This window comes from Enterobacter sp. RHBSTW-00994 (assembly GCF_013782625.1).
In the GTDB taxonomy this organism is placed as follows: Bacteria; Pseudomonadota; Gammaproteobacteria; order Enterobacterales; family Enterobacteriaceae; genus Enterobacter.
This window is the reverse complement of record NZ_CP056199.1, coordinates 383,361-402,353: the sequence shown is the minus strand read 5'-3', so window position 1 is coordinate 402,353 and position 18,993 is coordinate 383,361. Positions and strand designations below refer to the sequence as shown.

Here is an 18,993-nt window from a genome sequence, read left to right as displayed (position 1 = left end):
GCGTTAGCGCCGCCCGGCAAAACATACCGCACATGCCCCGCATTTTCCTTGCTGTAATCTACACTTAACAAAAAGTCAGTAAGGAAACGACCATGCGCATCCTACCTGTTATCGCCGCAGTCACAGCCGCGTTTTTAGTGGTTGCCTGTAGCTCACCAACCCCGCCTTCCGGCGTTACCGTCGTCAGTAATTTCGACGCCCAGCGATATCTGGGCACGTGGTATGAAATCGCCCGTTTTGATCATCGATTTGAGCGTGGCTTACAGAGAGTGACGGCAAACTACAGCACAATGGACGACGGGGGTGTCCAGGTGATCAACCGGGGCTATAATCCTGATCGCGGCATGTGGCAGCAGTCAATCGGCAAAGCGTACTTTACCGGCGCGCAAAGCAGAGCAGCCCTGAAAGTGTCGTTTTTCGGGCCATTCTATGGCGGATATAACGTGATCGCACTGGACAGAGAGTATCGGCACGCGCTGGTTTGCGGGCCGGATCGCGACTATCTATGGATACTCTCCCGCACGCCAACCATTTCCAGTGAAATGAAGCAGCAGATGCTGGATATCGCAACCCGGCAAGGGTTTGATGTTACGAAGCTAATCTGGGTCGAACAACCGCATTAGTGTGCACTGAGCTTTAGACCAATAATGCCGGCGACTATCAGGGCGAGGCTGGCAATGCGTGCCAGACTCGCCGATTCCCCCAGTAGCAGGATCCCCGTGATAGCAGCGCCCACCGCACCGATACCCGTCCAGACGGCATAAGCTGTACCGACCGGCAATGTACGCATCGCCCATGACAACAGAGCAATGCTGACGATCATAGCAGTGACAGTAATAATGCTGGGGGTCAGGCGGGTAAAACCGTGGGTGTATTTCAGGCCAATCGCCCATACCACCTCAAGCAAACCGGCAACGACAAGAATAATCCAGGACATAGTCAGGCTCCTTAACTTAAACAACAGTTGGGGCCGTCCCCGATGAAGGATGCACTTACAGGTCGTCCTGTAAGGCAGAGATTACTCGTCATATTTTGGTTAGTGAGTGATTTTTTTTCAATCCTTTTGTGCTGAACGTGTTAAGGCAAGAAATAGCCTCAGTATGCCGCGTAGTTCAGGCATTTATCACTCATCCGACTTCCCTATGATGGTGTGCTTTCTGATGGCAGGAAGCCCAACCCCTTTGCCAACTGCGAATACAATATGTTCAAAATTCTTTTGATTGACCGTTGTCACTTCACCCGTGCAGGGTTTGAAGCATGGCTCAATCATTCAGGCTTGTTTCCTGGTCATTTCGTTGTGACCGGACTGAATAATCTTTTCCTCGCCAGAGAGCACATTCTGCAGTGGAAACCGACGCTGGTTATCGCTGATTTACACAGCTTCAAGCAGGATATTCATCATTTCCAGCAGCTGTCATCCTTGTTGATTGCCAGCGAGACATTACCCTTTATTTTGCTGCAGTCGGGTGAAGAACAAGAGATGGGGGGCTATCTGGCGCAATTCCCGGTTTGGTCATCGCTGTTGAAAAATGTGGATCTTGAGAAACTGGCAACCGTCATTAATGATGCATTAACATCCTGTTCCAGCGTGGAGATACCACAAATTGCCGCGCCACTATTGACCCGACAAGAAGAGAAAGTGCTGACATTGTGGATGGATGGCGCGAGTAACCAAAAAATTGCCAGCCACCTGAGTATCAACGGGAAAACGGTCTATACCTACAAGCGCAATATCCGCATGAAACTGCATATGGATACGCGCTTCTCTCCATTTTTGTCTTTGCAGGAATCGGAAAGCTAACGGTACGGCAACGGCTCAGTCCCGTACCGTTTTTCATTACTGCTGTGCTTTTGTTGCTGCACCCGATATTGCACTACCACCTTCAGAAATATCCTGACCAACCCCACGCGTGGTGTTACAGGCGGTTAAAACTGAAGAAAGCACCAGGACAGAAAATAACGCTGCAATTGTTTTCTTAACCATAATTTCTTCCTTTTATAGCCAAAGTTGTTTGTGCATAGCCACTTAAGCATAGACAAAATCCCGTAACATGACGGAACCGGAAGCGATTTTAGGAATACTGGAGAGAATTAGCTGGCAGCGTGCGAGATCGCGTGGCCCAGGTCTTTGATATCTTCGCCAACGCCGCGCGCGGTGTTGCAACCGGAAAGTATCGCGCTGGAGAGGACCAGCAGCAGTAGAATTTTAACGGTACGTTTCATCATCCCTGCCTGAATCAGTCGTTCAGGCGCAGCGAACGCTGCGCCTTTACTCGTTCATACCCAAAGTCATTCACGCTGCATAAAAGCCAACGCCTTTTGCAACGTAAAATATGACGGGTATACGTGAATTACTTCACGCGGGATACATATTCGCCAGAGCGAGTATCCACTTTGATCACTTCGCCCGTCTGTACGAACAGTGGAACTTTAACCACTGCACCGGTAGACAGTTTAGCTGGCTTACCGCCAGTACCTGCGGTGTCACCTTTCAGGCCTGGATCGGTTTCAACGATTTCCAGCTCGACGAAGTTAGGTGGGGTCACAGAGATAGGCTGGCCATTCCACAGGGTCACGATGCACTCGGCCTGATCCAGCAGCCATTTCGCGTTTTCGCCAACGGCTTTCTCGTCAGCAGACAGCTGTTCGAAAGTAGAGTTGTTCATGAAGTGATAGAACTCACCGTCGTTGTAGAGGTAAGTCAGGTTCATATCGACAACGTCTGCGCCTTCAGCGGAGTCGGTGGACTTGAAGGTTTTCTCTACACGAGTACCGGTCAGCAGGCGGCGCAGCTTAACGCGTGCAAACGCCTGGCCTTTACCTGGTTTAACGAATTCGCTGGCTTCAACCGCATACGGTTCGCCGTCCATCATGATTTTAAGACCAGCACGAAAATCGTTGCTATAGTAAGTCGCCATAAGGCCCTCTAAAAATTGTTAACTGGTAGCTAAGCCACAAAATGGCGCATATTGTAACCCTAAATACCCCGTCCAGAGAAGATTGGTTATCGCAACTTGCCGATGTAATCACCAGTCCTGATGAACTGCTGCATCTGTTAGACCTGGATAAGCATGAAAATTTGCTCGCAGGCCGCGAGGCTAAGCGTCTCTTTGCGCTGCGTGTTCCCCGCGCGTTTGTTGCGCGAATGGAAAAAGGCAACCCTGATGACCCTCTGCTAAAACAAACACTTACCTCTCAGGATGAGTTTGTTACCGCACCGGGGTTTAGCACTGATCCGCTGGAAGAACAGAACAGCGTCGTGCCAGGACTATTGCATAAATACCTGAACCGTGCGCTGCTACTGGTCAAGGGCGGTTGTGCGGTAAATTGTCGCTATTGCTTCCGCCGTCACTTCCCTTATGCCGAAAATCAGGGCAATAAGCGAAACTGGCAGGTTGCCCTGGACTATATTGCAACGCATCCTGAGCTGGATGAGATCATTTTTTCCGGCGGCGATCCGCTGATGGCAAAAGATCATGAACTGGACTGGCTACTCGCCCAACTGGAAGCGATTCCGCACATTAAACGTCTGCGCATTCACAGCCGTTTGCCGATAGTGATCCCTGCACGCATTACCGACGGTCTGGTCTCGCGTTTTGAGCAGTCCCGGTTGCAGATCCTGCTGGTGAACCATATCAACCACGCTAACGAAATCGATGACGCGTTCCGCTTTGCAATGACACGTTTGCGTAAAGTGGGCGTGACATTGTTAAACCAGAGCGTACTGCTGCGCGGCGTCAATGATAATGCACGAGTACTCGCTGAGCTCAGCAACGCATTGTTTGATGCAGGTGTGATGCCCTATTACCTGCACGTGCTGGACCGTGTGCAAGGTGCGGCGCATTTCATGGTCACAGATGAGGAAGCCCGACAGATTATGCGCGAGCTACTGACCCTGGTCTCGGGTTATATGGTTCCGAAACTGGCGCGTGAGATTGGTGGTGAACCGAGTAAAACGCCGCTGGATTTGCAACTGCGTCAGAGTTGATTAATCCAAACCCTCTCCCTGCAAGGGAGAGGGTAAAAAGGCAATCAGTTCGGGCATTTATAGACCTGGCCATTCATTGCGCTGGCCGTAGGGACAAAGCTCGACAACATTCCTTGCGTTGGGCTGCTCACGCCATAAATCACATTGCCACCCATTGCAGCCGCCTGGTTACGCAGAGCATTTGCCGCGCCGCGCATAGACCCCCCCTCTTCACCGTGTTGACCAGACATCCAGTTGCTTTGCTCACCGGTTGCTGTACCTAACAGCTGGCACTCACTGCCCGGCTTATCTTCCACAAAGCGAACATTCTGACCACCAGCAGACAGCTCATTACTGGAGCTACAACCCGCCAGCAGCAATGCTGCCCCTACGATCCCTGCACAGACTTTTACGCGCATGTTATTCCTCGTTTTCAATAAGCTGGACAGTAGTTGTCCGTGTGTAAACCTTATACCTAAAAGATGACCAAAAGAAAAACCCCCAGACATTTCTGCCTGGGGGTTTCTTGATGCTATGGGGTATAGCGCACGATTACATCATGCCGCCCATTCCACCCATACCGCCCATACCGGCTGCGCCTAAGTCAGGAGCATCACCTTTTGGCAGGTCGGTGACCATACACTCGGTGGTGATCATCAGGCCCGCTACAGATGCCGCGTACTGCAGAGCAGAACGGGTTACTTTAGTTGGGTCCAGGATACCGAAGTCGATCATGTTGCCGTATTCTTCAGTTGCAGCGTTGTAACCGTAGTTACCTTCACCCGCTTTCACGTTGTTCGCAACAACAGATGGCTCTTCACCTGCGTTGGATACGATCTGACGCAGTGGTGCTTCCATTGCGCGCAGCGCAACTTTGATACCCACGTTCTGATCTTCGTTCTGAGCAGTCAGGCCAGACAGTTTTGCAGCAACGCGAACCAGCGCAACACCACCGCCTGCAACGACACCTTCTTCTACCGCAGCACGGGTCGCGTGCAGGGCATCGTCAACGCGTGCTTTTTTCTCTTTCATTTCAACTTCGGTCGCAGCACCGACTTTGATTACCGCAACACCGCCTGCCAGTTTCGCTACGCGCTCCTGCAGTTTTTCACGGTCGTAATCAGAAGTGGCTTCTTCAATCTGCTTACGGATCTGACCAACGCGGCCCTGAATCGCGGCTTCGTCACCCACGCCATCAATGATGGTGGTGGTGTCTTTGTTGATCACAACGCGTTTCGCCTGGCCCAAATCTTCCAGGGTCGCTTTTTCCAGTTCCATACCGATTTCTTCAGAAATCACAGTACCACCGGTCAGCGTAGCGATATCTTGCAGCATTGCTTTACGACGGTCGCCGAAACCAGGAGCTTTAACCGCAGCCACTTTCACGATACCGCGCATGGTGTTAACCACCAGCGTAGCCAGTGCTTCGCCTTCAACATCTTCAGCGATGATAACCAGTGGTTTACCGGCTTTCGCAACGGCTTCCAGTACTGGCAGCATTTCGCGGATGTTGGAGATTTTCTTATCAGCCAGCAGGATGAACGGGCTTTCCAGTTCTACAGCACCCGTTTCCGGCTTGTTGATGAAGTATGGGGACAGGTAGCCACGGTCGAACTGCATACCTTCAACCACGTCCAGTTCGTCTTCCAGACCTGTACCATCTTCAACGGTGATAACACCTTCTTTACCGACTTTATCCATCGCTTCCGCGATCAGTTTACCTACGGTTTCGTCGGAGTTAGCGGAGATAGTACCCACCTGGGCAATCGCTTTAGAGTCAGAGCACGGTACAGACAGCGCTTTCAGTTCTTCAACAGCCGCAACGACAGCTTTGTCGATACCACGTTTCAGATCCATCGGGTTCATGCCCGCAGCAACCGCTTTCAGGCCTTCAGCGATGATTGCCTGCGCCAGTACGGTCGCGGTGGTAGTACCGTCGCCAGCTGCGTCGTTCGCTTTAGAGGCAACTTCTTTCACCATCTGAGCGCCCATGTTTTCGAACTTGTCTTCCAGTTCGATTTCACGTGCAACGGAAACACCATCTTTGGTGATGGTTGGTGCGCCGAAGGATTTGTCCAGCACTACGTTACGGCCTTTCGGGCCCAGGGTTACTTTAACTGCATCTGCCAGTACGTTTACGCCGCGCAGCATTTTCACACGAGCGTCGTTACCGAATTTTACGTCTTTAGCTGCCATTTTAATCTTTCCCTTAAAATCGTATGTTCAGTGTCGTTCGCGGATTACGCTTCAACAATTGCCAGAATGTCGCTTTCGGACATGATCAACACTTCTTCATTGTCGATCTTCTCGGATTTCACGCCGTAGCCATCGTTGAAAATCACGATGTCACCAACTTTAACGTCCAGAGGCTGCACAGTTCCGTTTTCCAGAATGCGGCCCTTACCGACAGCGATGATTTCGCCACGCGTTGATTTAGCTGCTGCAGAACCGGTCAGAACGATGCCGCCAGCAGATTTGGTTTCAACTTCTTTACGTTTGACGATCACACGATCATGTAACGGACGAATACTCATTGATAGCTCTCCTTTGAGAAAGTCATTATCAGTTATGGATGACGCCGGGCCGTATACGGTTTTCCGGCTAGTGCCCTGAGAGATGGGGATGGGTTTTTCTCCCTTCAAGGGGGAGTCGAAAAAAAATTTGCGAAAGTGTTACCATCGCCCCTCTTTTGATCTTGGCAGGACGACGTAAATGAGTGGACTCAAACAGGAGTTGGGGCTGGCACAAGGCGTTGGCTTACTCTCAACCTCCTTGTTAGGTACGGGCGTGTTTGCCGTACCCGCGCTGGCCGCACTGGTTGCCGGAAATAACAGCCTGTGGGCATGGCCAGTGTTGATTGTACTGGTGTTTCCAGTAGCGATCGTTTTTGCCGTACTGGGCCGGCATTTCCCCAGCGCAGGAGGCGTGGCGCACTTTGTCGGCATGGCCTTTGGCCCTCGTCTTGAGCGTGTCACCGGCTGGCTTTTTTTGTCGGTGATTCCGGTCGGGCTTCCGGCGGCACTGCACATTGCGACGGGGTTCGGACAGGCGCTGTTTGGCTGGCACGATAAACAACTTTTGTTCGCTGAACTGGGTACACTGGCGATTGTCTGGTGGGTCGGTTCACGGGGAGCCAGTTCGAGCGCTAACCTACAAACGCTGGTTGCCGTGCTGATCGTCGCACTGATTGCCGCGACCTGGTGGGCTGGCGATATCACGGTGGCAGAAATTCCGTTCCCGGCCATCACGAATGTCGATCATTCACAACTGTTCGCCGCACTCTCCGTGATGTTTTGGTGTTTCGTCGGCCTGGAGGCTTTTGCTCATCTGGCGTCAGAGTTTAAACAGCCCGAGCGTGATTTTCCGCGCGCCCTGATGATAGGCCTGCTGTTAGCGGGCTCGGTTTATTGGGCCTGTACTGTGTTGGTACTGCACTTTAACGCATTCGGGGCAGATAAAGCCGCTGCTGCGTCACTACCGGGTATCGTCGTGCAGTTATTTGGCGTAAAAGCGCTGTGGGTGGCCTGCGTGATTGGTTACCTTGCCTGTTTCGCCAGCCTGAATATCTACATTCAGAGCTTTGCACGCCTGGTATGGTCACAGGCGCAATACAAACCCGATAGCCGCCTTGCACACCTGTCAAAACGTCAATTACCGCTAAATGCGCTCAACGCCGTACTGGGCTGTTGTGTGTTGAGTACACTGGCTATCTACTGGCTGAATATCAATCTTGATGCCCTGATTGTGTACGCCAACGGCATCTTCATCATGATTTATCTGCTGTGCATGCTGGCAGGCTGTCGGTTACTACAAGGCCGTTTCAAAGCCCTGGCAATTATCGGGGGGGTATTGTGCTTGCTGCTGCTGGCAATGGTGGGATGGAAGAGTTTGTACGCCATCATCATGCTGGCAATGCTGTGGGTATGCTTGCCGAAGCGTAGTGTAATGTAAAAAAAGCCCGGTAACGCAATGCTTACCGGGCCAGTCATTTGGTGAAGCGCTCTGCTTAACGATCGTCTTTATGGTCTAAACGGTCGTGCTGTTCGTCCTTACGCTGGTATTCCCCTTCGAAGGTGTCCCCATTTTCAGGACCAGAGCTAAACCCGCCGCCAGACATACGGCTGAAGCTCAGGTGCGGCATCAGTTTCATGGTCAGGTGTTTTTGTACCGGTGGCAGCAACAGTAACAGGCCAAGGAAGTCGGTGAAGAACCCAGGCAGAATCAGCAATAACCCAGCAATAATCAGTGACACGCTTTTAATCATTTCAGCCGCCGGGCTTTCACCTGCCGCCATCTTCTGCTGCATTAACAGGAAATTTTTGAAACCCTGATTACGCACCAGCGACATCCCAATCACCGATGTGAAGATCACCAGGATCAGCGTCAGCAGGACGCCAAGCACATGAGCGACCTGAATAAAAATCGATATCTCAATGTAGACATAGAGAAAAACAGCAATAAACGGTATCCAGCGCACTGGCATCTCCTGTATGGCAGAGGCCTTTTGGCCCCTGTCTGAATGTGTTCGCACTTCGCGTCTACACAAGATGGTGGCGATTAGCCAAAATTCAATCAGTTTGCACGGATATTTTTTTTGGAAATATTAAAGCGGTGATTCATTTCACAGATTAATAATTATCATGTTACGAGGGCAATAATAAGTGATCCAGATTACGGCAATTCGCTATTATCAGCATATGATCTCGAACATCTGGCTGATTGAGGGAATAATCGTCGGTCAGAAAATATTCAAAACCACATATATACTGTGTGTTTAGTACAATCCATCGGCAGCTTGAAAAGAAGGTTCACATGTTAAACAACATTCGTATCGAAGAAGATTTGTTGGGTACCAGGGAAGTTCCAGCGGATGCCTACTACGGTATTCACACTCTGAGAGCGATTGAAAACTTCTACATCAGCAATAGCAAAATCAGCGACATCCCTGAGTTTGTACGTGGCATGGTTATGGTGAAGAAAGCCGCTGCGCTGGCTAACAAAGAACTGCAAACCATTCCTAAAAGCGCTGCAAATGCGATTATCGCCGCCTGTGACGAAGTACTGAACAACGGCAAATGTATGGATCAGTTCCCGGTTGACGTCTATCAGGGCGGTGCGGGAACCTCCGTCAACATGAATACCAACGAAGTGCTGGCGAATATCGGCCTGGAGTTGATGGGCCACCAGAAAGGTGAATACCAGTACCTCAATCCGAACGACCACGTTAACAAATGCCAGTCCACCAACGATGCCTACCCTACTGGCTTCCGCATCGCGGTATATGCCTCCGTGGTGAAATTGGTCGATGCAATTAACCAGTTAGGTGATGGTTTCCAGCGTAAAGCGGTTGAGTTCCAGGACATCCTGAAAATGGGCCGTACCCAGTTGCAGGATGCCGTACCGATGACGCTCGGTCAGGAATTCCATGCGTTTAACGTCCTGTTAAACGAAGAAACCAAAAATATCCTGCGTACATCTGAACTGTTGCTGGAAGTGAACCTTGGTGCGACAGCGATCGGGACGCGCCTGAACACGCCAGACGGTTACCAACAACTGGCCGTACAGAAACTGGCTGAAGTGTCTAACCTGGCAGTTGTCCCGGCAGAAGACCTAATCGAAGCGACCTCAGACTGCGGCGCTTACGTAATGGTACACAGCGCCCTGAAACGTCTGGCGGTGAAACTGTCTAAAATCTGTAACGATCTGCGCTTGCTCTCTTCAGGCCCGCGTGCTGGCCTGAATGAAATCAACCTGCCAGAACTGCAGGCAGGTTCTTCTATCATGCCAGCCAAAGTGAACCCGGTTGTGCCAGAAGTGGTAAACCAGGTGTGCTTCAAAGTCATCGGTAACGATATCACCGTCACCATGGCTTCCGAAGCGGGTCAATTGCAGCTGAACGTGATGGAACCTGTCATCGGCCAGGCGATGTTCGAGTCTATCCACATCCTGACCAACGCTTGCTATAACCTGCTGGAGAAATGCATCAACGGCATCACCGCCAACAAAGCAGTGTGCGAGAGCTTCGTTTACAACTCGATCGGTATCGTGACCTATCTTAACCCGTTCATCGGCCACCATAATGGCGACATTGTCGGTAAGATTTGCGCCGAAACCGGTAAGAGCGTACGTGAAGTCGTGCTGGAGCGCGGCCTGCTGACGGAAGCTGAGCTGGATGATATTTTCTCAGCACAGAACCTGATGCACCCGGCATACAAAGCAAAACGGTATACCGATGAAAGCGAACAGTAACCGTTCCGGTTAAACTTGCCGAAGGCACGTCACTTGTGACGTGCCTTTTTTCTTTTTAAGCATTACCAATTACACAACAATTTAATATCAACTTGTTAATAAACAAGGAACCCTACTATGTTTGGAGCAGAACTCGTCGTCGTCTTACTGGCGATTTATTTGGGAGCAAGACTCGGTGGTATCGGCATTGGCTTTGCGGGGGGGCTCGGGGTACTCGTTCTTACCCTGATATTTCAGATCAAACCTGGCGCAATCCCTTTTGACGTTATCGAAATCATCATGGCGGTTATCGCCGCAATCGCTGCTATGCAAGTGGCAGGTGGTATGGATTATCTGGTAAGCCTGGCGGAACGAATGTTGCGTCGCCATCCGAAATACATCACCTTCCTTGCCCCACTGGTCACCTGGTTTATGACCATTCTTGCGGGTACAGGCCATACCGCATTCTCCACACTGCCGGTCATTACCGAAGTGGCGAAAGAGCAAGGCATTCGCCCCTCACGTCCGCTCTCTATCGCCGTAGTGGCTTCGCAGATTGCGATTACTGCTTCGCCTATTTCAGCCGCTGTGGTCTTCTTCGCCGGTATTCTGGAGCCTATGGGCGTAAGTTACCTGACACTGCTGGGGATCTGTATTCCGGTCACGTTGATCGCCGTTATGATTACCGCAGTGGTCTGTAACTTCCTGGGTTGCGAGCTGAAAGACGATCCGGTTTACCAGGAACGTCTGGCGAAAGGTGAAGTGCGCCTGCGTGGCAGCCAGGTGTTTGAGCTAAAACCTCATGCAAAACGCTCTGTGATGCTGTTCCTGATCGGCATCGTGGCCGTGATGTTCTACGCCACTGCTATTAGCGATACGGTGGGGTTGATTCAGAACCCGGTTCTGCCACGTAACGAAGCGATTGTGGTCTTCATGCTAACTATCGCAACGCTGATTAGCATCACCTGTAAAATTGACACCAGCGAAGTGCTGAACGCCAGCACCTTTAAATCCGGTATGAGTGCCTGCGTATGTGTACTGGGTGTAGCGTGGCTCGGTGATACTTTCGTGAAAGCACATATCGCCGATATCCAGACTGTGGCGGGTGACCTGCTGCACAACTACCCGTGGCTGCTGGCCGTGGTGTTGTTCTTTGCGGCCACCCTGCTTTACTCCCAGGCTGCGACCACCAAAGCCCTGATGCCTGCGGCGCTACTGCTGGGCGTGACCCCGCTGACTGCGATTGCCTCTTTTGCAGCCGTGTCTGCCCTGTTCGTTTTGCCAACCTACCCAACGTTGCTTGCAGCAGTTGAAATGGATGACACAGGCTCCACTCGTATCGGTAAATACGTGTTTAACCATGCGTTTCTGATCCCAGGTGTCATTGCGATTACCCTGTGTGTGATCCTGGGCTTTATCATTGGCGGTATCGTGCTGTAAATGTTTTGTGGTTGTAAAAATAGTTAAAATCGGGTCGCGTAGCGGCCCGATTCATTAATGACCATCAGCCTCGCGTGGTATAGTGATTTTTTTCGCGAGAACGAGGTCGACCTGTGAACACGCCTGACGCTGTTGTTGTGCTTTGTACCGCTCCCGATGAAGCTTCCGCCCAGGATTTGGCCGCCAAAGTGCTGGCAGAAAAACTGGCGGCCTGCGTGACCCTGCTCCCCGGTGCAACCTCCCTGTATTACTGGGAAGGCAAGCTGGAGCAAGAGTACGAGGTTCAGATGCTGCTCAAAACCAACCTTGCTAACCAGCAAGCACTTCTCGATTGTCTTAAATCTCATCACCCTTACCAAACCCCGGAACTGCTGGTACTGCCAGTCATCCACGGCGATAACGATTATCTCTCATGGCTCAACGCTTCCTTACGCTGATCCTGCTACTGTGCAGCACATCAGTTTTTGCCGGGTTGTTTGATGCTCCCGGCCGCTCTAACTTTATTCCCGCCGACCAGGCGTTCGTGTTCGATTTTCAGCAAAACCAGCACGACCTTAATCTGACCTGGCAGGTGAAGGATGGATATTATCTCTACCGTAAGCAGGTGAGTATTACTCCTGCTCACGCACGCGTTGGTGAAGTGCAACTGCCAGCAGGCGAATGGCACGAAGACGAGTTTTACGGTAAAAGTGAGATTTATCGCCACCGGCTAACCGTCCCTGTCACGATTAACCAGGCGGATAAAGGTGCGACACTGACAGTGACCTATCAGGGTTGCGCGGACGCTGGTTTTTGCTACCCGCCTGAAACCAAAGTCGTCCCACTCAGCGAAGTGCAAGCTATTGCCGAGCCTTCGACGCCTCCTCATACATCCAGGGAACCAGCAAACGCGAAGAGCGAACTTCCCTTTTCCGCACTCTGGGCTTTATTGATTGGCATCGGCATTGCCTTCACGCCCTGTGTGTTACCGATGTACCCGCTGATCTCCGGTATTGTTCTGGGGGGTAAACAACGTCTTTCCACAGCCCGTGCGCTGCTGCTGGCATTTATTTATGTTCAGGGCATGGCCCTCACCTATACTGCGCTTGGTCTCGTCGTCGCGGCCGCCGGACTGCAGTTCCAGGCAGCACTTCAGCATCCCTACGTACTTATCGGTCTGTCAGTAGTATTTACCCTACTGGCACTGTCAATGTTTGGCCTGTTCGCTCTGCAATTACCCTCATCACTGCAAACCCGCCTAACGTTGATGAGTAATCGTCAGCAGGGTGGTTCACCCGGTGGTGTGTTTGCGATGGGCGCAATTGCCGGGTTAATCTGTTCGCCGTGCACCACTGCGCCACTCAGCGCTATTTTGCTCTATATCGCCCAGAGCGGTAACTTGTGGCTCGGGGGAGGAACGCTCTATCTGTACGCGCTGGGGATGGGCCTGCCACTCATTCTGGTTACCGTCTTCGGTAACCGACTGCTGCCGAAAAGCGGTCCGTGGATGGAAACGGTGAAAACAGCGTTCGGCTTTGTGATTCTGGCGCTGCCGGTATTCCTGCTGGAACGTGTAATCGGGGATATCTGGGGGTTACGTTTATGGGCAATGCTCGGTGTGGCATTCTTTGGCTGGGCATTTATCACCAGCCTTTCGGCAAAAAAAGCATGGATTCGAATCGTGCAAATTATCCTGCTGGCGGCCGCGCTGATTAGCGTTCGTCCATTGCAGGATTGGGCATTTGGTTCCCATACCGTACAAACTCAGGCTCATCTGAACTTCACACAAATTACGAATGTTGATGAACTGAATAACGCCCTGGCGCAAGCAAAGGGTAAACCGGTTATGCTCGATCTTTATGCTGACTGGTGTGTCGCCTGTAAAGAGCTTGAAAAATACACCTTCAGCGATCCGCAAGTGCAAAACGCACTGCAAAAAACGGTTCTACTGCAGGCCAATGTGACGGCCAACAATACGCAGGATAAAGCCTTACTTACACAGCTCAACGTACTCGGATTGCCAACTATCTTGTTCTTTGATGAAAACGGTAACGAGCAGCAAGACAAGCGCGTAACCGGATTTATGGATGCCACAACATTCAGCGCACATTTGCGCGATCGCCAACCGTAAACAACACTTTAATCGGGATAACGGGGAGGAGATAACCGTGCAACGTGAAGACGTACTGGGACAAGCCCTGCAATTACTTGAAATCCAAGGGATCGCCAGCACCACACTTGAGATGGTGGCAGAACGTATTGATTATCCTCTGGATGACCTGCGTCGGTTCTGGCCCGACAAAGAGGCATTACTTTATGACGCCTTGCGCTATCTGAGTCAGCAGGTTGATACCTGGCGCAGAAAATTGATGCTGGATGAAGAACTGACAGCCGAGCAAAAGCTACTGGCGCGCTATACCGCTCTCACAGAGTGTGTGAGCAATAACCGTTATCCGGGTTGTTTGTTCATCGCCGCGTGCACATTCTATCCCGATCCCGACCATCCCATTCACCAGTTGGCCGATCAGCAGAAACGCGCTGCACATGATTTTACGCATGAACTGCTCACCAGGCTTGAAGTGGATGACCCAGCGATGGTTGCAAGACAGATGGAGCTGGTACTGGAGGGCTGCCTGAGCCGAATGCTGGTCAATCGTAGCCAGGCCGATGTTGATACTGCACACCGCCTCGCGGAAGATATCCTGCGCTTTGCGCAGTGTCGTACGGGTGGTGCGCTCACCTGAATGAACAATTCCAGCCCTGACATTAAACAGGGGTGGGCTTTTGGAGAAATTTCGTCATTTCGGCGTGAAAACCGACAAATTGCCGCAAACTTAAGCAGTTGAATGGCTTTTTCAGAAATAAGGTTGACGATTGTGCGTGATTGCGGTTTAATGCGCCCCGTTGCCCGGATAGCTCAGTCGGTAGAGCAGGGGATTGAAAATCCCCGTGTCCTTGGTTCGATTCCGAGTCCGGGCACCAAAATTTAGTTTCATGATGTCCCTATACGTCCTGAAACGTTATAAAATCAGTAAGTTAAAGAAACCTGATGGTACTGAAAAGTTCCGTCAGTTTTTTTGACATCCAGAGTTTTTGGGGGCTTAATTGGGGGCCTGTTGGTTCGATAAACTCTGGAGCCCCCGCTATGCCACTCACCGATACCGCCATCCGTAACGCAAAGCCGCTCGATAAACCCTGGAAACTCAGTGATGCGCAGGGTCTGTACCTGCTGATTAAACCCAACGGCTCTAAACTCTGGCAGCTCAAGTACCGCTTTGGCGGCAAGGAGAAGAAGCTGGCGTTTGGCCCTTACCCGACCGTTACGCTGGCGAATGCGCGTAAGCTGCGTGAAGAAGCTCGTGCCGTACTCAGCGCAGGCGACGATCCGGGGGTGAAAAAGCAGCAGGAGAAGCAGGCAAAGAAAAGCGGTAATAGCTTTGAAGAAGTCGCCCGTCAGTGGCTGGCTGGCAATATCCGCTGGACGGAGCACCACGCGGCGAAAATCCTGCGCTCGCTGGAGCTGCACGTATTCCCGCTGATTGGCAAAATTCCCGTTGCCGACCTGAAAACCGCCGATCTGCTGATCCCGCTACGGGTGGCCGAAAAGAAAGGCAATCTGGAAACTGCCGCACGGATCCAACAACGCACCACGGCAATCATGCGCTACGCGGTGCAGGAGAGCCTGATCGCCAGCAATCCGGCTAACGATCTTACAGGCGCTATCGCGCCGCCGCCGAAAAACCATTACCCCGCCCTGCCGCTGGAAAAGATGCCGGAGTTGCTGGAGCATCTGGAAAGCTATTCCGGCAGGCTGTTAACCCGTCTGGCGGTGCAGCTCAATCTGCTGATCTTTATCCGCTCCAGCGAGCTGCGCTTTGCCCGCTGGACGGAGATCGATCTGGATGGCGCAATGTGGACTATCCCCGCCCAGCGTGAGCCTATTCCCGGCGTGCGCTATTCGGAGCGTGGCGCAAAGATGAAAACCCCGCATCTGGTGCCGCTGTCAAAACAGGCGGTCACGGTGCTAAAACAGTTGAAGCTGCTGTCCGGCAGCAGTGAGTTACTGTTTCCCGGCGACCACGATCCGCGTAAGCCAATGAGCGAAAACACCATCAACAAGGCGCTGCGGGTGATGGACTATGATACGAAGGTGGACATCTGCGGTCACGGCTTCCGCACTATGGCCTGTAGCGCGCTGATCGAGTCCGGGCGCTGGTCGAAAGACGCGGTTGAGCGGCAGATGAGCCATCAGGAGCGTAACAACGTTCGCGCCGCGTATATCCACAAAGCGGAGCACCTCGACGAACGCACGCAGATGATGCAGTGGTGGTCGGACTATCTCGACGCCTGTCGGCAGAAGTTTGTTGCGCCATATCGGTATGACAGGCAGGTTCAGGTGGCCTGAACCCGTTAACGCGCCACGCCGAAAAGCAGATCTCGCAGATCTGCTTTTTGTATTTGCACCAGTTCACTCGGATAAACATCGATCTGCGCCAGTTCCGGCCCTTTGGCCTTTTCCGGTCTGGCGCTGTTACCCTTAAAACTCCTTTACCCTTCGCCCTTTTGCTTTTCATGACTGCACCAGAACAGGAAATTATTCCTCTTCATGCCGCCCGTACACCTGCGCCACATAACGCCCGCGCCCGTCGCCGTGGCCCAAATCCATCGCCGTCATTGCCAGCGCCTCTTTTTCGCTGAATCCCTGCGCCAGATAATGACGGATCGCGTCCTGCGCCCAGGCATAGCGCAGTGAGTGAGGAGAATATGCGCCAGTCAACCCGACGTTGACGGCCTGTTTGTGCCAGTAGTTCATGGCCGATTTGAGATCGGACCTGTCGATCAGCCTGCCGTTATGCTGTTCTGCGACAGTTAACGCATTCTCAAGCGCCTTGCGAACTGCGCCAGCATCCAGAATGACCGTTTCGCGGGGCCGACCGCCTTTGGTGCCATAGACCACGGTAAGCCGTGTCTCGCCGCGTTCAATGGCCTGCTTCCACGTTCTCAGAGACTGCACACTTTGCACCGCCTCCTGCGAGCGTAATCCCATCAGTCGCGCCAGTTCCACCGCTGCCGCCAGACCTGCGTCTTTATTGCGGGCCACGGCCAGCACGTGGAGGTAGAGCTCCGGCGTGATGGCCTGCCGCGTCCCGTTGCGCGATGCGCCTGCCAGCCCCAATGATTTATTGGTCAGTCGCGTATGTTCCGCCACCTGACTGCGCCCCGCCTGTTGCAACACTGCCCGAAGCGAAGCCATTTCATTTTGCAGCGTCCGCAGACCGATCTCCTGCGCAAGCCTGTCATGAATATAGCTTTCAATATGACGAACCTTAATCTGTGCCACCCGCTGGATCTGGATATTCAGCGAGCGTAAATGGCGGCTGAACCGTTGCACAATGTGAATGCGGTTATCCACCGTTTTAAAACTGCCGCCCACTTTTTTTGCCAGCGCCTTCATTTCACCGCCTAATTTACCCATAGCTACCCCTTGCCGCTGTTAAAAAGCACAATCTGGCCCCGGCGTATGCTTTATGGCTGCGCCAGAACGATACCTTCACGCCGGGGTGGCAGGTTGTTGAGGTGTAGGGAGTTTCAGACTGTACGCGGTACAGTCTGCCTGCGTGAGCAGGAAATTCTCCGGGGCATCATGCCCCCCTCGGTATCGATCTTTTTCTCCTTTTCTGAACCGACAGCGGCCTGAAAACGGCGTGTCAGTGTGGGGGATTGGGGGCGCAGGCCAGACTTTCCGTGGCTTGCGTCGGCGTGGTGGAACGGCGTCACTTTGCCGCTTTACGCGACGAAAGTGACGCCCGGTTCAGCGTTGCGCTCCGAGAACGCAAATTCTGGTGCAGTTTTACGGCCACGCGGCAGCAAAGCCTTGCGGCAATGCAGGCCGCAGCCCGTAAAAGTTAAGGCGCTGGTGTGGCAGCAAGTACAAGGGTTACCGGATCGTTTCCGGCGTAGTGCAGCATTGACCAGAGATCTGGCGCAGGAAAAGGCGCTGAAATTCAGCAGGTGCAAGTGGAACTAGAAATCGGGTGATTTCTGGTCGAGTAGAATTGCAGCCGGTGAACTGGCGCAGTGAAAGAATGTATCGAGTGTGACTCCGAGCCTCCGCCGCGATGTTCTGCGACCCGGTGTTTGCAGAGGTCTGCACCGGTAAAGGGATCAACCATCTCCTGACGAATCAGGCGCTTCTTTCAGGCCATGAAGCATTGGGAGCTGCCGAAGCAGCGGAGTGCAGGAGGGAGATTACACCCAGTTTACGAGGATGAAAAGGGGAAACCTTTTTTTCTGGAAATTGAGTTGTTTGTGGATCTTTTCGTCATTTTGTGAATGACAGTCTGCCGCGCTTCGCTTGCCTTCTCCCGATCTTCTGACAGCAAAGCCATCAGAAGATCGGGAGAGACGATTTAACAATTTTCAGACTTACGGTAGCGGGAAGGCCAGATTTGCTCTGGCGCAACACCCAGCGCTTCGGCGATCAACCTCTCACCTTTAGGCCAGTGCCTTATCAGCGCGTTTGCCAGCGTGGAGGACGCCAGCCCTGAGTTGCGGGAAACGGCGGACAGCGACGTCCCCTGCTTTTTCAGCGCCGCGATAATGTCGGCAGAATGCCAGTCTGGTTGCATCATGCGGCCACCTCGGCGATAAACTTTACGCCGTCGGCGGTACGCAGCCATCGCGGGGCTTTGAGTCCTTCGGTGAAATACCAGACCAGTTCACACAGCAGCCCGGTCAGGGTTTGCTCCGTTTTCGGCTCCGCCGGGCGTGCCAGCAGAAGCTGGAGCAGCGTGAGGCAGTATTCGCATAACGCATCAGGTTCAGAAACAAAGTGCGGTGGTTCGGGTGGCAGTGTATCCACGGTCAGGCTGTCGATAAGATGCGGCGGGATGGGGTCGTTGAGCGTGGGTTGCAGCAGCGCAAGAGCCGCGTGCAGCCGTCCGCAGAGCGCCAGCCGTAGCGCGGGGTCGTCGGTTTCTATCAGAGTTTCGGCGAAGCGGGCGCAGTAGTCGGCAAGGACGGTAAAATCCGTGGTGGCATTGAAGGGAACGGACAATAAATCGAGTAAATCGCAGTCAGGGGTGAGGATTGTAGCCATGGGGCAACCTCCGATGAGTAATGTTTATTACCGCCAGCGGAGAGGTCAATCTCACGGGTGGCGGAACCGGACGGGGTTGACCTTACCGGCCTCATCGACACCGGCGCGTCTTGCGACGCCCCCGCCCGGCCCGCCATTGAGGTGTAGCCGTGCGCACGACACAAAAAAGCGCAGACGCGCCTTGTGTCGTCGATGAAGGTTTTCAGGAGGTCAAGCCCGACGCCTGATTTTGCAGGCGCGGGGGAAAGATACTGCGATCGGTTATGAACGGCAAGCGGTT

The 18,993-nt window shown here is 52.7% G+C and carries 21 protein-coding genes and 1 tRNA gene; 11 read left to right on the top strand and 11 right to left on the bottom strand.

Annotation, left to right across the window (positions count from 1 at the left end):
* The first annotated feature begins 92 nt into the window (after positions 1 to 92).
* Complete coding sequence (locus tag HV346_RS01900; RefSeq protein WP_181621938.1) at positions 93 to 623, top strand: lipocalin family protein; 531 nt, start codon at positions 93 to 95, stop codon at positions 621 to 623.
* Here the strand turns inward: HV346_RS01900 and sugE are convergent.
* Positions 620 to 937: a quaternary ammonium compound efflux SMR transporter SugE gene (gene sugE / locus HV346_RS01895; RefSeq protein WP_181621937.1), complete on the bottom strand. Its 318-nt coding sequence runs from the start codon at positions 935 to 937 to the stop codon at positions 620 to 622. The genes HV346_RS01900 and sugE overlap by 4 nt on opposite strands.
* A 264-nt stretch (positions 938 to 1,201) precedes the next feature.
* Here sugE and HV346_RS01890 point away from each other — a divergent pair, with 264 nt between their 5' ends.
* Complete coding sequence (locus HV346_RS01890; protein WP_181621936.1) at positions 1,202 to 1,801, top strand: LuxR C-terminal-related transcriptional regulator; 600 nt, start codon at positions 1,202 to 1,204, stop codon at positions 1,799 to 1,801.
* A 36-nt stretch (positions 1,802 to 1,837) separates the two neighbouring features.
* Here the strand turns inward: HV346_RS01890 and ecnB are convergent, their stop codons facing one another.
* The 3 genes from ecnB to efp form a co-directional block, all read right to left on the bottom strand.
* Positions 1,838 to 1,984 carry a lipoprotein toxin entericidin B gene (gene ecnB / locus HV346_RS01885; RefSeq protein ID WP_038984044.1) on the bottom strand — a complete coding sequence of 49 codons (147 nt, stop codon included), beginning with the start codon at positions 1,982 to 1,984 and terminating at the stop codon, positions 1,838 to 1,840.
* Positions 1,985 to 2,091: 107 nt separating this feature from the next.
* On the bottom strand, positions 2,092 to 2,223 hold the full coding sequence (locus HV346_RS01880; protein ID WP_181623668.1) for an entericidin A/B family lipoprotein: 132 nt from the start codon (positions 2,221 to 2,223) through the stop codon (positions 2,092 to 2,094).
* Positions 2,224 to 2,351: 128 nt separating this feature from the next.
* Entirely contained in the window at positions 2,352 to 2,918 is a 567-nt protein-coding gene (gene efp / locus HV346_RS01875; protein WP_181621935.1) for an elongation factor P, read from the bottom strand.
* 41 nt (positions 2,919 to 2,959) lie between these two features.
* Between efp and epmB the strand changes: the two genes are divergently transcribed.
* Positions 2,960 to 3,988, top strand: coding sequence for an EF-P beta-lysylation protein EpmB (gene epmB / locus HV346_RS01870; protein ID WP_181621934.1), 1,029 nt, complete (start codon positions 2,960 to 2,962; stop codon positions 3,986 to 3,988).
* 44 nt (positions 3,989 to 4,032) lie between these two features.
* Here the strand turns inward: epmB and HV346_RS01865 are convergent, their stop codons facing one another.
* From HV346_RS01865 to HV346_RS01855, 3 genes are all read right to left on the bottom strand, one after another.
* Entirely contained in the window at positions 4,033 to 4,386 is a 354-nt protein-coding gene (locus HV346_RS01865; RefSeq protein ID WP_181621933.1) for a DUF4156 domain-containing protein, read from the bottom strand.
* Between the two features lie 133 nt (positions 4,387 to 4,519).
* On the bottom strand, positions 4,520 to 6,163 hold the full coding sequence (gene groL, locus HV346_RS01860) for a chaperonin GroEL (protein ID WP_181621932.1): 1,644 nt from the start codon (positions 6,161 to 6,163) through the stop codon (positions 4,520 to 4,522).
* 44 nt (positions 6,164 to 6,207) lie between these two features.
* Positions 6,208 to 6,501 carry a co-chaperone GroES gene (locus HV346_RS01855; RefSeq protein ID WP_003855929.1) on the bottom strand — a complete coding sequence of 98 codons (294 nt, stop codon included), beginning with the start codon at positions 6,499 to 6,501 and terminating at the stop codon, positions 6,208 to 6,210.
* Between the two features lie 178 nt (positions 6,502 to 6,679).
* Here HV346_RS01855 and yjeH point away from each other — a divergent pair, with 178 nt between their 5' ends.
* Positions 6,680 to 7,918, top strand: a complete 1,239-nt coding sequence (gene yjeH / locus HV346_RS01850) for an L-methionine/branched-chain amino acid transporter (protein WP_181621931.1) — start codon at positions 6,680 to 6,682, stop codon at positions 7,916 to 7,918.
* Between the two features lie 55 nt (positions 7,919 to 7,973).
* On the opposite strand, the gene HV346_RS01845 is transcribed toward yjeH, so the two are convergent.
* A complete protein-coding gene (locus HV346_RS01845) occupies positions 7,974 to 8,444 on the bottom strand; it encodes an FxsA family protein (RefSeq protein WP_181621930.1) in 471 nt (156 codons plus the stop codon).
* A 335-nt stretch (positions 8,445 to 8,779) separates the two neighbouring features.
* Here HV346_RS01845 and aspA point away from each other — a divergent pair, with 335 nt between their 5' ends.
* The 7 genes from aspA (at position 8,780) to HV346_RS01810 (ending at position 16,019) form a co-directional block, all read left to right on the top strand.
* Positions 8,780 to 10,216 carry an aspartate ammonia-lyase gene (gene aspA, locus HV346_RS01840; RefSeq protein WP_181621929.1) on the top strand — a complete coding sequence of 479 codons (1,437 nt, stop codon included), beginning with the start codon at positions 8,780 to 8,782 and terminating at the stop codon, positions 10,214 to 10,216.
* A 117-nt stretch (positions 10,217 to 10,333) separates the two neighbouring features.
* Positions 10,334 to 11,635 carry an anaerobic C4-dicarboxylate transporter gene (locus HV346_RS01835; protein ID WP_181621928.1) on the top strand — a complete coding sequence of 434 codons (1,302 nt, stop codon included), beginning with the start codon at positions 10,334 to 10,336 and terminating at the stop codon, positions 11,633 to 11,635.
* A gap of 113 nt (positions 11,636 to 11,748) precedes the next feature.
* The gene (gene cutA / locus HV346_RS01830; protein WP_181621927.1) at positions 11,749 to 12,072 is read left to right on the top strand and encodes a divalent cation tolerance protein CutA; all 324 of its coding nucleotides are present in this window, start codon (positions 11,749 to 11,751) and stop codon (positions 12,070 to 12,072) included.
* Complete coding sequence (locus HV346_RS01825) at positions 12,048 to 13,745, top strand: protein-disulfide reductase DsbD (RefSeq protein ID WP_181621926.1); 1,698 nt, start codon at positions 12,048 to 12,050, stop codon at positions 13,743 to 13,745. Before cutA ends, HV346_RS01825 begins: the two co-directional genes overlap by 25 nt.
* Positions 13,746 to 13,782: 37 nt before the next feature.
* Positions 13,783 to 14,358 (top strand): transcriptional regulator, encoded by a 576-nt coding sequence (locus tag HV346_RS01820; RefSeq protein ID WP_181621925.1) that lies wholly within the window; start codon positions 13,783 to 13,785, stop codon positions 14,356 to 14,358.
* 162 nt (positions 14,359 to 14,520) lie between these two features.
* Positions 14,521 to 14,596: transfer RNA gene (locus HV346_RS01815), tRNA-Phe, on the top strand.
* 163 nt (positions 14,597 to 14,759) lie between these two features.
* Positions 14,760 to 16,019, top strand: coding sequence for an integrase arm-type DNA-binding domain-containing protein (locus HV346_RS01810; protein ID WP_181621924.1), 1,260 nt, complete (start codon positions 14,760 to 14,762; stop codon positions 16,017 to 16,019).
* A gap of 189 nt (positions 16,020 to 16,208) precedes the next feature.
* Here HV346_RS01810 and HV346_RS01805 read toward each other — a convergent pair whose 3' ends face one another.
* From HV346_RS01805 to HV346_RS01795, 3 genes are all read right to left on the bottom strand, one after another.
* Positions 16,209 to 17,090, bottom strand: a complete 882-nt coding sequence (locus tag HV346_RS01805) for an integrase domain-containing protein (protein ID WP_181621923.1) — start codon at positions 17,088 to 17,090, stop codon at positions 16,209 to 16,211.
* Positions 17,091 to 18,024: 934 nt separating this feature from the next.
* Positions 18,025 to 18,246, bottom strand: coding sequence for a helix-turn-helix transcriptional regulator (locus HV346_RS01800; protein WP_181621922.1), 222 nt, complete (start codon positions 18,244 to 18,246; stop codon positions 18,025 to 18,027).
* Entirely contained in the window at positions 18,243 to 18,713 is a 471-nt protein-coding gene (locus tag HV346_RS01795; RefSeq protein WP_181621921.1) for a hypothetical protein, read from the bottom strand. The genes HV346_RS01800 and HV346_RS01795 overlap by 4 nt, the downstream gene beginning before the upstream one ends.
* Positions 18,714 to 18,993 lie beyond the last annotated feature (280 nt).